At 71.0% G+C, this 13,091-nt stretch carries 9 protein-coding genes; 7 read left to right on the plus strand and 2 right to left on the minus strand.

Translation table 11 applies throughout. The annotated features are described in order from the left end of the window. Nucleotides 1–163 precede the first annotated feature (163 nt). The 4 genes from JK363_RS12460 (at nt 164) to JK363_RS12475 (ending at nt 5,064) form a co-directional block, all read left to right on the plus strand. Nucleotides 164–1,471, plus strand: coding sequence for a PucR family transcriptional regulator (locus JK363_RS12460; RefSeq protein WP_201874789.1), 1,308 nt, complete (start codon nt 164–166; stop codon nt 1,469–1,471). 316 nt (nt 1,472–1,787) lie between these two features. Further along, nucleotides 1,788–2,195, plus strand: coding sequence for a hypothetical protein (locus JK363_RS12465; protein WP_201874791.1), 408 nt, complete (start codon nt 1,788–1,790; stop codon nt 2,193–2,195). Continuing rightward, nucleotides 2,192–3,781, plus strand: coding sequence for a sodium/solute symporter (locus JK363_RS12470; protein WP_201874793.1), 1,590 nt, complete (start codon nt 2,192–2,194; stop codon nt 3,779–3,781). Before JK363_RS12465 ends, JK363_RS12470 begins: the two co-directional genes overlap by 4 nt. A 140-nt stretch (nt 3,782–3,921) precedes the next feature. Continuing rightward, the gene (locus tag JK363_RS12475; protein WP_201874795.1) at nt 3,922–5,064 is read left to right on the plus strand and encodes a serine hydrolase domain-containing protein; all 1,143 of its coding nucleotides are present in this window, start codon (nt 3,922–3,924) and stop codon (nt 5,062–5,064) included. A gap of 71 nt (nt 5,065–5,135) precedes the next feature. Here JK363_RS12475 and JK363_RS12480 read toward each other — a convergent pair whose 3' ends face one another. After that, nucleotides 5,136–7,085, minus strand: coding sequence for an AMP-dependent synthetase/ligase (locus JK363_RS12480; protein ID WP_201874797.1), 1,950 nt, complete (start codon nt 7,083–7,085; stop codon nt 5,136–5,138). Nucleotides 7,086–7,143: 58 nt separating this feature from the next. Continuing rightward, the gene (fabG, locus tag JK363_RS12485) at nt 7,144–7,905 is read right to left on the minus strand and encodes a 3-oxoacyl-ACP reductase FabG (RefSeq protein WP_201874799.1); all 762 of its coding nucleotides are present in this window, start codon (nt 7,903–7,905) and stop codon (nt 7,144–7,146) included. A 488-nt stretch (nt 7,906–8,393) separates the two neighbouring features. Here fabG and JK363_RS12490 point away from each other — a divergent pair, with 488 nt between their 5' ends. From JK363_RS12490 to JK363_RS12500, 3 genes are all read left to right on the plus strand, one after another. Further along, a complete protein-coding gene (locus tag JK363_RS12490) occupies nt 8,394–9,542 on the plus strand; it encodes a CaiB/BaiF CoA transferase family protein (protein ID WP_201874801.1) in 1,149 nt (382 codons plus the stop codon). Nucleotides 9,543–9,603: 61 nt separating this feature from the next. Beyond that, the gene (locus JK363_RS12495) at nt 9,604–10,809 is read left to right on the plus strand and encodes an acetyl-CoA C-acetyltransferase (RefSeq protein WP_201874802.1); all 1,206 of its coding nucleotides are present in this window, start codon (nt 9,604–9,606) and stop codon (nt 10,807–10,809) included. Nucleotides 10,810–10,876: 67 nt separating this feature from the next. After that, complete coding sequence (locus JK363_RS12500) at nt 10,877–13,084, plus strand: 3-hydroxyacyl-CoA dehydrogenase NAD-binding domain-containing protein (RefSeq protein ID WP_201874804.1); 2,208 nt, start codon at nt 10,877–10,879, stop codon at nt 13,082–13,084. Nucleotides 13,085–13,091: the final 7 nt, after the last annotated feature.

The following is a 13,091-nucleotide window of genomic DNA, read 5'->3' on the forward strand; positions in this document are numbered from 1 at the left end:
TCGATAGTGGGAGTGGGGCAGCGGACCCGTAACGAAATCGCGGAGGACACCGACCAGGCGGTATGCCGATGGTGCAATAGCGGTGAGGCTCTGGCCATGGAGCGGGTCGCTGCCTCATCATGCCGCGCTGAGCGGCACTGCACGTCACAGGTGGAGGAACGTCATGCACCCAGTCACCGTCTCCGGCTCCCGCCCCTCCGTCCCCGCCGTGGGGCGCCCCGCTCCCCGCCTGTCCACCGACCGGGTCCGGGCCATGCCCCGGATGCCCGCCGCCCGGCCGCCGATCCGGTCCCGGGCCGACGCGGACACCATCGCGCTGCTGCACCGCACCGCCCGGGTGCTGGTCGACGAACTGCCGCGGCTGACGGACCGGATCGTCGCGCTGATGAAGGAGCGGGAGCCCGCCTACCGGGCCACCTGCGTGGATCCGCACGAGCTGTGGCGCGAAGTCCACGACTCGCTGAGCAACAACGTCCGTTCCCTGCTGAACCCCAAGGAGGGCCGGGAGGCGGCCCGCTCGGTGTCCTGGCGGATCGGCGCCGACCGCGCCGCCCAGGGCTTTCCGCTGGACGCGCTGCTCCACGCTTACCGCATCGGCTGCACCGTCGTGTGGGAACACCTCCTGGACACCGCCTCGCGCGACGATCCGCACGGCGCCCGGGCGCTGGTCCATGTCGCCGCCGACGTCTGGAACTTCGTCGACGAGCACTGCACCCTCGTCGCCGAGGCGTACCACGAGGTCGGGCGGCAGCTTGCCTGGCACCGTGAGAACCGCTATCGGATCATCGTCGGGGCGCTGCTCGACGGCACCGCCCGGGTGAGCGACTTCCCGGAGGCGGAGGCCGTCCTCGGCCTTCCGGAGCAGGGGCGCTATGTGGTCGTGGCGCTGGAGGACGCCGACTCCTCGCCCCGCGCCCCGCGCCCGCCGGAGGTGCGCGGCGGCGGCCGCACGGTGTGGCACACCCGTGAGGGCGCCGCCCACGCCATCGTGCTGCTGGGCGAGACCAGCCCGGCGGAGCTGGTGCGCGAGCTGGTGGTGCCACCGGGCGGCCGGGCCGGGGTCAGCCCCGAGGTGAACGGTCTGGCCGCGGTCAACACGGCCCGGCGGCTGGCCGATACGGCCTTGCGCGCCTGCCCGGCGCCGGGGCGGGCGGCACTGCTGGAGGACCACTACCCGGAGGCGCTGGTGATCTCCTCCCCGGAGCTGGGGTCCGCCCTCGCCACCCGCATGCTCGGCCCCGTCCTCGCACTGGAACCGGGCGACCGCGATGTGCTGCTGAGCACTCTGGCCGTCTGGCTGGAGGCCGACGGATCCGCCCGCCGCGCCGGTGAGCTGCTGTTCTGCCACCGCAATACGGTGCTCAACCGGCTGCGCCGCTACGAGCAGTTGACCGCGCGCTCACTGGACCACCCGCGCGACGTCGTGGAGTTGTCGCTCGCGCTCTCCGCCCACCAGCTGCTGAACACCTGATCCGCACCCCGCCACCGGCGGCGATGTGGGCGTGCACAATCGCTCGGTGCGGATCATGTGCCCCTGCCACGCAGTTGGCCGCCGGGGTGTACGAGCTCCCTGGTGAGCTGCTGTTGTGGCGGTCCCGCCCCACCGGACCACGGGGCGGACCCCCACGAGGAGCCGCGACATGTCCGATCACGATCAGCCCTGGGCGCCACCCGTGAGGCAGCGCCCGATGCGCATGCCCACGGCTGCGCCCGGACGTCACGCGGCATCGGCAGGTCGTACCGCCTCAGGGCGCCCCGCCATGCCACCGCCGTCCGCGAGGACGGCGATGTCCGCCCGGCAGGCGATGCCCGCCATCTATGCCATGTCGGGAATCACGGCCACACCCCCGGCAGCGGCCGTATTCCCGGCATCTGCCGAGCCCTCGGCCCGTGCCGAGGGCTCGGCACCCTCGGTGCCCCCGATGCCGACCCACCCCCCGACGGTGTCCCGCGGCCTGCGCCGGACGCCCTGGCAGCGGCCGTGGCCCTGGACGGCGCGCGCCGCCTGTGCGGCCCTCGCCTGCCATGTGGCGGCCGTGGTGGTCAACTGCGCCGCGGAGGGCGTGGTCGACATCGGGCAGGGCAGCGGGTTCACCCTGGGCGCCCTGCTGGTCGCCCTGGACGCGACGGTGCTGCTCACCGTCCTGGCCCGGACCCATCGCCAGTCCGCCGCCGAGGGGGAGGCGGAGCGGTGAGTTTCCTCGACCCGAGGACCCTGGCGTTTGTGCTCTTCGCCTGCTTCATCGCCGTGTCCTTCCTGCTGTGCATCCTCGCGGCCACCGGCAATGACGACCCCACCGAGTTCTACCTCGGCACCAGCGGGCTCAGCCCGATGCAGAACGGCCTGGCCATCGCGGGCGACTACATTTCCGCCGCCACCGTCCTCGGCACCACCGGCACCATCGCGCTGGCCGGGTTCGACGGGGTGCTCATCGCCTCCTCCACCGTGCTCTCGATCCTGATGTTCATGCTGGTGATGTCCGGTCCGCTGTGCGGCCACGGCCGGTTCACCCTCGGCGATGTGCTCTCGGAGCGGCTGAGCGAACGCCCCGCGCGCGTGAACACCGCCGTCGTCTGTGTGGTGGTCGTCCTGCCGTTGCTGCTGGTCCAGCTGAACGGGGCGGGGTCGATGTTGGCCGTGATGCTCGGCATCCCCGGAAACGCGGCGGTCACCGGCTGCACCATCTTCATCGGATCGCTCATGGTCTGCTACGCCGCGCTCGGCGGGATGAAGGGCACCGGCTTCATCCAGATCGTGAAGACCTTCGTGTTGTTCGCCGCGTTCATCCTGCTCGCCGTGCTGGTGCTGAAGCGGTTCTCCTGGAACCCGGTCAGCCTGTTCGGAACCGCCGCGGACGCCAGCGGTTTCGGCGGCACCTTCTGGCAGTCCGGCCGCCAGTACGGGGATTCCGCCGCCGGGCGGCTGGACGTCCTCAGTGCGCAGCTGACGGTCGCCCTGGGTGCCTGCTGTATGCCCCACATCACCATGCGGCTGCATCCGATCCGCGGTCTGCAAGCCGCCCGGGCCGCCACCACCTGGGCCGTCGGGGCGGTCACCGCCCTCCTGGTGCTCATCGTGATCGTCGGTGCCGGGGCCGCCGCCATCGTCGGCGGCCCGGGGCTGCGCACCGCCGACCCCACCGGCAACGACACCCTGCTGGTGCTCACCCGCGCACTCGACCCCGGGACCGAGGCGGCCCACCGCAGTCTGCTCTTCTCCATCGTCGCCTGCGCGGTCATCGTCACCACTCTGGCGGCGGTCGCCGGACTCACCCTGGCCGCCGCGGCCGCCCTCGCCCACGACGGACTCGCCAAGGTCGTCTTCCGGGGGCGGCTCTCCCCGGACCGCGAGCTCGCGGCCGCCCGTACGGCGATCGTCGTCGTCGGGGTGCTGGCCGTCATCCTGGCGGTGGCGACCCAGGACTGGAACCGGCAGGTGCTGATCTCCTTCACCTTCGCGGCCGCCGGCTCCGCGCTGCTGCCCGCGCTGTTCTACGGGACGATGTGGTCCGGGTTCACCACCACCGGACTGCGCTGGTCGCTGTACGGCGGACTGATCCTCACCGTCGTCACCATGACCTTCTCCCCGTCGATCTCCGGCGCCCCGCTCGCGGTCTTCCCGAACCACGATTTCCAGTGGTTCCCGCTGAACAACCCCGGCCTGTTCACCATCCCCGCGGGCTTCGCGCTCGGCTGGGCCGGATCCCGCTTCGGGCGGCAGCCGCGTCATATGCGGCGGCCCGAGCCGGACCCGGCGCCCTACGCCATGTACCCGGGCTGACCGTACGGGGGCCGACCGAACTGAGGGCGGCCGGCCCCCGTACGGTCTTTGTGTGCCCTTGTGAGTAAGGGCTACTCCAATTCGATATTCCCAGGCTGAGGCCGATGTCGATGCCGTGCGACGCATCTACATTGGCCGCCATGACCGAAATTCATGGCTCTTGCGACGAGCGTTTCACGGCTGTCAAGAAGGTGTTCCAGGAAAATCTGGAGAATGGTACGGACGTGGGTGCGTCCGTTGCCCTCTACCTGGATGGCGAACCCGTGCTCAACCTTTGGGGCGGTTATTTCGACGCGGATCGCACCCGGCCCTGGGAACGGCGGACCCTCACCAATGTCTTCTCCAGCAGCAAGACGGTCTCCGTGCTGTGCGCGCTGGTCCTCGTCGACTGCGGAGCGCTGGACCTGCAGGCCCCGGTGGCCCGCTACTGGCCGGAGTTCGCCCAGGCCGGGAAGGAAGACGTGCTGGTCGAGCATCTGCTTGCGCACTCCGCCGGGCTCCCCGCCTGGGACGAGAAGGTGTCCTTCGAGGACGTCTACGACTGGGAGAAATCGACCTCACTGCTGGCCGGGCAGACCCCGCGCTGGAAGCCCGGCAGCGCCGGCGGCTATCACGGCTACACCCAGGGCCATCTCATCGGCGAGGTCGTCCGCCGGGTCACCGGAGTGAGCATAGGCCGCTTTCTGGCCGAGGAGATAGCCGGGCCGCTCGGCGCCGACTTCCACTTCGGGCTGGAGCGGGAACAGCACCACCGGATCTCCCCGGTGATTCCGCCGCCGCTCATCGCGGGTGGAATCGACATGGACCACCCCATGGCGCAGGCGCTCAACAATCCACCGATATTCGAAACCGGCCACAAGGTCGCCTGGACCCCCGAATGGCGCGAGGCCGAACTGCCCGCTTTCGGTGGCCAGGGCAATGCCGAGGCCATTGCCGCGATCCAGTCCGTCCTGGCGAACGGCGGCGAGGCGCGCGGAGTGCGGCTGCTGTCCGAAGCCACCTGTGACTCCGTCTTCCGCACCCGCACCGACGGCCTCGACCTCATCCTCCAGTTCCCGGTGCGCTGGGGCCTCGGCTTCGCGCTGCCCACCGAGGCGTTCCCGCTCTCGCCCAATCCGCGCGCGGGTTTCTGGGGTGGCGCGGGCGGCTCCGGCTGTGTGGTCGACCTCGACGCCCGGATGGCCTTCTCCTACGTCCCCAACCGCATGGTGGACGAGGGCGCGGCCACCGACGAGCGCTGTATGACACTGCTGGCCACCGTCTACGCCTGCCTCGCGAGCTGAACCCCCGGTCCGGAAGACGACGGTGGCCGTGCGGAGAACCGCACGGCCACCGTCGTCTTCCGGCGAAGGAATCAGGAGGTGCGCGCCTCCTCGTACATGGCGTCGATCTCCGCCGCGAAGCTGCGCTGCACCTGCGGCCTGCGCACCTTCATACTGGGCGTCACCTCGCCGTGCGCCTGGTCGAAGTCGCGTGGCAGCACCGTGAACTTCTTGATGGTCTGCCAGCGCTGAAGCCCGGTGTTGACCTCGTCCACATAGCCCGCCACCAGCGCCCGCACCTCTTCCGAGCCGCACAGCCCGGCGTAGCTCGGATCGGTCAGCCCCCGCTCCCGCGCCCAGGCCATCAGCGTGGGTTCGTCCAGGGTGATCAGAGCGGTGCAGTAGTGGCGGTGGTCGCCCACGACCACCACATTGCTGACGAAGGGACAGGCACCCTTGAGCCGGCTCTCGATCTCCAGCGGTGCCACATACTTACCGCCGGAGGTCTTGATCAGCTCCTTGATCCGGCCGGTGATCCGCAGATAGCCGTCCTCGGTCAGCTCGCCCAGGTCGCCGGTGTGGAACCAGCCGTCGGGGTCCAGGACTTCGGCGGTCTTCTCCGGGAGGTGGTGATAGCCGCGCATGATGTTCGGACCGCGCATCAGGATCTCCCCGTTGTCCGCGATCCGCACCTCGACTCCGGGCAGCGGACGCCCCGCCACCCCCGTGCGGTACTCCAGCAGGCTCATCGAAGCGCCGCACGAGGACTCGGTGAGCCCGTACCCCTCCAGGATCGGGATGCCCGCGCCGCAGAAGAACAGCCCGATGTCGGGGGCGAGCGGTGCGCTGCCACTGGTGCAGCCGCGGATCCGGCCGCCGAAGACCTCGCGCACCCCGGCATAGACCAGCCGGTCGGCGATCACATGCTGGACCGAGAGCCAGAACGGCACCAGCGTCTTGCCGCTCTCCATGCCCTCCCCGCACGCGGCGCCCTTGATCTGCGCGGCACGGGCGTACTCCCGGGCCACCCGCGCCGCCCAGACGAAGATCCGCTCCTTCGTCCCGCCCATCCGGCGGGCCTCGGCGGCCAGCGAGTTGTAGATCTTCTCGAAGACCCGGGGGACCGCGGCCATCACCGTCGGCCGCAGCAGCCGCAGATTGGCCGGAAGCTGTTCCAGTCGGCCGTCCACCGCGAGCGGATAGCCGACCGCGATCTGCGCGCACAGCAGGTTCTTGCCGAAAGCGTGCGCCATCGGCAGCCAGGCGAACTCCAGATCCTCCTGCGACAGCAGACCGAGCCCGAGCGCGGTCTGCGCCTGGAACGACCAGCAGTCATGGGCCAGCCGCACCCCCTTGGGGCGCCCGGTGGTGCCCGAGGTGTAGATCAGGGTGGCGAGGTCCTCCCGGTCGATCTTCGCCACCGTCTCCTCGACCGCGTCCGGGCGCTTGCGCAGCAGATCCGCGCCCCGCCGTTCCAGCTCCTCCAGCGAGAGCACCTCCGGCCCGTCCCCGCCGGTCTCCTCGGCCGTCGTTCCCGCCACCGGCTCGAAGGTGACCACGGCGGTGAGTTCGGGCAGCTCGGCCCGGTGCCGTACCACCTTGGCCAACTGCCCGGCGTCCTCCGCGAACAGCACCCGGCTTCCGGAGTCCGCGAGGATGTACGCCGTCTCCTCGGCGTCGGTGGTGGGGTACACGGTGGTGGTCGCCGCTCCGGCGCACATCACCCCCAGATCGGCCAGGATCCACTCCACCCGGGTCCCGGCGGCGATCCCCACCCGGTCCTGCGGACGGATGCCCAGGGACATCAGCCCGGCGGCGATCGCCGCCGTGCGCTCTCCGGTGTGTGCCCAGGTCAGCGAGTGCCACCGCTCTTCCCCTCCCGGCGCGGAGTCTCCCGGCGCGGCCTCCTCAGGCGCGGTGCCTCCCGGCGCGGCGGGCGCCGGAAAGCGGTACGCCTCCGCGTCGGGGCTCGCCCGCACCCGGGACAGGAAGAAGTGGGCGAGGGAGACCGGGCGGTTGTCGATGGACGGAGGTTGATTCACGGTCACCTCTCAGAAGGGTGGCGGCGCGGCGCGCCGGTGGTACGCGTACCCGGCGCTCTCATCCCTGAGGGCCGCCCGAGACATACAGGACCTGTCCGGAGACATACCCCGCGTCCTCACCCACCAGGAACGAAACGGCGTGCGCGATGTCCTCCGGCCGTCCGATCCTGGCCACCGGGATCCGCTCGCACATCTGCCGCCGCACCTCCTCGAAGTCCATGCCCACCCGGGCCACGGTCGCCCGGGTCATCTCGGTGTCCACGAAGCCCGGCGCCACCGCGTTGGCGGTGATGCCGAACGTGCCCAGTTCGATGGCGAGGGTCTTGGTGAGGCCCTGGAGACCCGCCTTGGCGGCCGAGTAGTTGGCCTGGCCGCGGTTGCCCAGGGCCGAGGTCGAGGACAGATTGACCACCCGGCCCCAGCGCAGCTCGGTCATGTACCGCTGGGCCGCGCGGGTCACCAGGAAGGCGCCGCGCAGATGGACGCCCATCACCGTCTCCCAGTCCGGTTCGGACATCTTGAACAGCAGGTTGTCGCGCAGCACTCCGGCGTTGTTCACCAGGACCACCGGCGGGCCCAGCTCGGTCGCCACCCGGGTGACGGCGGCCTCCACCTGGGCGCTGTCGGAGACGTCCGCCGTCACCGCCAGGGCCGTGCCACCGGCCTCGGCGATCTCGTCGGCCACGGACGCGCACGCGGTGCCGTCCAGGTCCCAGACCGCGACCGCCATACCGTCGGCGGCCAGGCGTCTGGCGGTGGCGGCACCGATGCCACGGGCGGCACCGGTGACGACGGCGACGCGTCGGGGGGAGTCCGGCATGGTGTTCCTCCTGCGAAGCGGTGTGTCGCTGCGGAGCGACGTGTCGGTAACGTTCGGCCCGGTACGCGGGGTATGCCGTTCCGGCGTACCTGGGGCCCGTCGCCTCGACGGTGGCGCCGTCACCCTGGGCGGCACCGCCTGTGCTTCCGCCATCCAACGTCCGCCGCCGGGGGTGCGAATCCGTAGGACTACTGGTCCGGCCACCGGGCGCCACGGACCGCTGGACATCGTGGCTACCGGCTCGTAACACTGAGGCCAGCGGCGCCCGCCGAGCGGGCGGTCACCCACCGCGGGATCCCTCCGGCCACCACGCCCCACCCCTCCGGTACGCACCGTAGGGGGCGGGCCGCCCCGGGTCCGCGGTCGCTTCCCACCCGTGTCCCCGCCAACCCGGCCGGCACGGCAGATCCACTGTCCTCCGCACCCCGCGGCCCCACCGTTTTCCAGCGGCTGGGGGTGCCCCGGCGGTGCGGCGCAAGGAGGCGAACATGGGGCCGTTGACCGGCCTGAAGGTAGTCGAAATCGGTGCCCAGGGGCCCGGTCCGTTCTGTGCGACGGTGGTGGCCGACCTCGGCGCCCAGGTCGTCCGGATCGACCGCCCGGCCCAGGTGGGCAAACCCTTCGACGATGTGATCCTGGGCCGCAGCCGCCGCTCGGTGGCCGTCGACCTCAAGCATCCGCAAGGGCCGGCGGTGGCGATGCGGCTGATCGGCAGCGCCGATGTGCTCATCGAGGGCTTCCGCCCCGGTGTCATGGAGCGCCTCGGACTCGGCCCCGACGCCTGTCTGGCGCGCAATCCGCGGCTGGTCTACGGCCGGATGACCGGCTGGGGCCAGGTCGGGCCACTCGCCATGACCGCCGGACACGACATCAACTACACCGCACTTTCCGGTGCGTTGGCCGCCATCGGACGGCCCGGCAGCGGGCCGGTGATCCCGCTGAACCTGCTCGCCGACTTCGGCGGCGGAGGCATGCTGCTGGCCGTCGGGATCCTCGCCGCGCTCCAGTCGCGCACCACCACCGGCCGCGGGCAGGTGGTGGACGCGGCGATGGCCGACGGCGTGGCGCAGCTGATGGGCATCTTCTACGCGCTCTCCCAGCGGGGCGCCTGGTCGTCCCGGCCGGGCACCAACTGGCTCGACGGCGGTGCGCACTTCTACGACACCTACGAGACCGCCGACGGCCGCCATGTGTCCTTCGGCGCCGTGGAACCGCAGTTCCAGCGGATGATGCTGCACACCCTCGGTTTCGACCCGGCCGACTTCCCCGAGCCGTACGACCCCACCCGGTGGCCCGAGTACAAGAAGCGGATCGCCGAGGTGATCCGGCAGCGCACCCGCGACGAGTGGTGCGGGGTGTTCGAGGGTGTCGAGGCGTGCTTCGCCCCCGTGCTGACCCTGGACGAAGTCCCGTCCCACCCGCACCACATGGCCCGCGGCAGCTTCGTGTCCCACGAAGGGCTGCTCCAGCACGCGCCCGCGCCCCGGTTCAGCGGTACGCCCTGCGCGCCGCCGACCCGCGCCGCCCGGCCCGGTGAGGCCACTACGACGGTGCTCACCGAATACGGCTACGCCCCCGAGGAGATCGGGGACCTCCTGGCCACCGGCGCGGTCGCCGCCCCGGACGGCCCGCGCTGACCGCCGTACCCGATCGCAGACCACCCACGAGTACATCCGGATCCCAGGCAAAGGACTCGCTGTGACCACCGAAGCATTCATCTACGAGGCGATCCGCACCCCGCGCGGACGCGGCAAGAAGACCGGCTCGCTCCACGGCACCAAGCCGATCACCCTGCTCACCGGGCTCATCGACGAACTGCTCAGCCGCCACTCCGGACTCGACCCGGCCGCGATCGACGACATCGTCCTGGGCTCGGTCATGCCCGTCGGCGACCAGGGCGGCAACATCGCCAAGACCGCGGCGCTGGCCGCCGGACTGCCCGACACCGTCTGCGGTGTGCAGCTCAACCGCTACTGCTCCTCGGGTCTGGAGGCGGTCAACACCGCCGCCGCACGCGTCCGTTCCGGCTGGGACAGCCTGATCGTGGCCGGGGGAGTGGAGTCGATGTCCCGGGTGCCGATGGGCGCCGACGGCGGCGCCTGGGCGTTCGACCCGGAGACCAGCCGCAAGGGCGCGTTCGTCCCCCAGGGCGTCAGCGCCGACCTCATCGCCACCCTGGAGGGCTTCAGCCGGGAGGACGTGGACGCCTACGCGCTCCAGTCCCAGCAGCGGGCCGCGGCGGCCTGGTCCGGCGGCTACTTCGCCACGTCGGTCGTCCCGGTGGTGGACCGCGGTGTGCCGGTGCTGGACCACGACGAGCTGGTCCGCCCGGAGACCACCCTCGACGGGCTGGGCACCCTGAAGCCCTCGTTCGCCGGGCCCGGCACCCTCTACGACCCGATCGCCCTCCAGCGGTACCACTGGGTGGAGCGGATCGACCACGTGCACACCGCCGGAAACTCCTCCGGCATCGTCGACGGCGCCTCCCTGGTCCTGGTCGGCGGTGAACGGGCCGGCACCGAGTTCGGCCTGACCCCGCGCGCCCGGATCGTGGCCGCCGCCCTCACCGGCACCGACCCGCTCATCATGCTCACCGGCCCGGCCCCCGCCACCCGCAAGGCGCTCGACCTGGCCGGGCTCACCGTGGACGACATCGACCTCTTCGAGCTCAACGAGGCATTCGCCTCCGTGGTGCTGAAGTTCGTCAAGGAGCTCGACCTGCCGATGGTGAAGGTCAACGTCAACGGCGGCGCCATCGCCATGGGCCACCCCATGGGGGCGACCGGCGCCATGCTCGTCGGCACCGTCGTGGACGAGCTGGAGCGTCGTGCGGCCCGCCGTGCCCTGGTGACGCTGTGCATCGGCGGCGGCATGGGCATCGCCACCGTCATCGAGCGGCTGTGACCGCCGCCCGCCCCCTTCCGATCTCTCCCTCTGCCCGCGCGACCCGCGAACGAACAGGACTTCTCGTATGACCGACAGCGCCGAAACGACCGACACCATGATCCGCTGGGACCGGGCCGAGGACGGCATCGTCGTCCTCACCATGGACGACCCCGCGAACTCGGTGAACCTGATGAACGACTCCTTCTTCGCGTCGCTGAAGAGCACCGTGGAACGGCTGGAGGCCGACCGGGAGTCGGTGACGGGCGTGATCCTCACCTCCGCCAAGCGGAGCTTCTTCGCCGGTGCCGATCTCACCGTGCTGCGCCGCACCGCGCCCGAGCGGGCCCCCGAACTCACCCGAGCCTCCGATGAGTTGAAAGGTCTGCTGCGGCGGCTGGAAACCCTCGGCAGGCCGGTGGTGGCCGCTGTCAACGGCGCGGCCATCGGCGGTGGCCTGGAGGTCGCCCTGGCCTGCCACCACCGGATTGCCCTGGACACTGAGGGCAGTGTGATCGGCCTGCCCGAGGTGACGCTCGGGCTGCTGCCCGGCGCCGGCGGACTGACCCGTACGGTGCGCATGCTGGGTCTCCAGAAGGCGCTGGCGGACATCGTGCTGACGGGCCGTCTGTTCTCACCACGCGACGCCCAGCGGCACGGTCTGGTCGATGTGGTGGCCGCCTCGCCCGAGGACATGCTCGGCCAGGCCCGCCGCTGGGTCCTGGACCACCCGGAGTCGGCGCAGCCGTGGGACGTGAAGGGCTACCGTGTCCCCGGCGGCGCCGCCACTTCCCACACCTTCCTCTCCCAGGTCGTGGTGCCGTTCTCGGCCACCGTCCGCAACCGCGGCCGGGGCACCCCGATGGACGCCCCGCACCACATCCTGGCCGCGGCGGTCGAGGGCACCCAGGTGGACCTGGACACCGCGCTCGCCATCGAGACCCGCTATCTCGCCGAACTGGCCTGCGGCCAGATCTCGTCGAACATGATCAAGGCGTTCCACTTCGACTCCGAGCACATCGCCAAGGGCGGCAGCCGCCCCGAAGGCCACCCCCGTCACCAGGCCCGGAAGGCGGTGGTCCTGGGTGCCGGGATGATGGGCGCGGGCATCGCCTACTCCTGCGCCAGGGCCGGTATGGAGGTGGTCCTCAAGGATGTGGACCTCGAGGCGGCCGAGCGCGGCAAGGCGTACTCGCGCACGATCCTGGACAAGGCCGTGGAGCGGGGCGGGATCGGCGAGCACGAGCGCACCGCCGTCCTGGAGCTGATCACCCCCACCACGCGGGCCGAGGACGCCGCCGGTGCCGATCTGGTGATCGAGGCGGTCTTCGAGAACACCGAGCTGAAGAAGAAGGTCTTCGCCGAGATCGAACCGCATCTCGCGCCCGGCGCCGTGCTCGGCTCGAACACCTCCACCCTGCCCATCACCGGTCTCGCGCAGGGGGTGAGCCGTCCGGAGGACTTCATCGGGCTGCACTTCTTCTCCCCGGTGGACAAGATGGCCCTGCTGGAGATCATCGTCGGTGAGAAGACCAGCGACGCCACCCTGGCCAAGGCGTACGACATCGCCCGCCAGCTCGGCAAGACCCCGATCGTGGCCGGTGACAGCCGTGGCTTCTTCACCAGCCGGGTGATCGGCACCTTCATCAACGAGTCCCTGAACCTGATCTCCGAGGGGGCCGCTCCGGCCTCCGTGGAGCAGGCCGGACTCCAGGCCGGATACCCCACCGCGCCGCTGGCCCTGTGCGACGAGCTCAACATGAAGCTGTCACAGAAGGTGCGCAAGGAAGCCATCGAGGGCTACGCGGCCGACGGCCGTACCCTGCCCCACCAGCCCGCCTATGACGTCATCGACCGCATGGTGGACGAGTTCGGGCGGCCCGGCCGCCTCGACGGGGCCGGTTTCCACGAGTACGCCGACGGCAAGCGGGTGCGGCTGTGGCCGGGTCTGGCCGATGCCTTCGGGGCCGGTACGGCCGATATCCCGCTGATCGACATGGTGGAGCGGATGCTTTTCGTCGAGGCCCTGGAATCGGTGAAGTGCCTGGACGAGGGCGTGCTGCGCTCGGTGCCCGACGCCAATGTCGGCTCGATCCTGGGCATCGGCTTCCCCGCCTGGACCGGCGGTGTGCTCCAGTACATCAACCAGTACGAGGGCGGTCCGGCCGGATTTGTCGCTCGCGCCCGCGAACTCGCGGAGCGCTACGGCGAGCGGTTCGAACCCCCGGCCTCCCTGGTGGGGCGGGCCGAGCGCGGTGAACTCTACGAGTGGCCGCGTAACCGCACGGGCGTGTGACAGGACC

It is taken from the genome of Streptomyces coffeae (genome assembly GCF_016741875.1).
In the GTDB taxonomy this organism is placed as follows: Bacteria; Actinomycetota; Actinomycetes; order Streptomycetales; family Streptomycetaceae; genus Streptomyces; species Streptomyces coffeae.

Bases quoted from the DNA above. Each gene is read 5' to 3' on its own strand.
- JK363_RS12460 (WP_201874789.1), top strand. From the start codon at position 164: ATGCACCCAGTCACCGTCTCCGGCTCCCGCCCCTCCGTCCCCGCCGTG.
- JK363_RS12465 (WP_201874791.1), top strand. From the start codon at position 1,788: ATGTCCGCCCGGCAGGCGATGCCCGCCATCTATGCCATGTCGGGAATC.
- JK363_RS12475 (WP_201874795.1), top strand. From the start codon at position 3,922: ATGACCGAAATTCATGGCTCTTGCGACGAGCGTTTCACGGCTGTCAAG.
- fabG (WP_201874799.1), bottom strand. From the start codon at position 7,905: ATGCCGGACTCCCCCCGACGCGTCGCCGTCGTCACCGGTGCCGCCCGT.
- JK363_RS12490 (WP_201874801.1), top strand. From the start codon at position 8,394: ATGGGGCCGTTGACCGGCCTGAAGGTAGTCGAAATCGGTGCCCAGGGG.
- JK363_RS12500 (WP_201874804.1), top strand. From the start codon at position 10,877: ATGACCGACAGCGCCGAAACGACCGACACCATGATCCGCTGGGACCGG.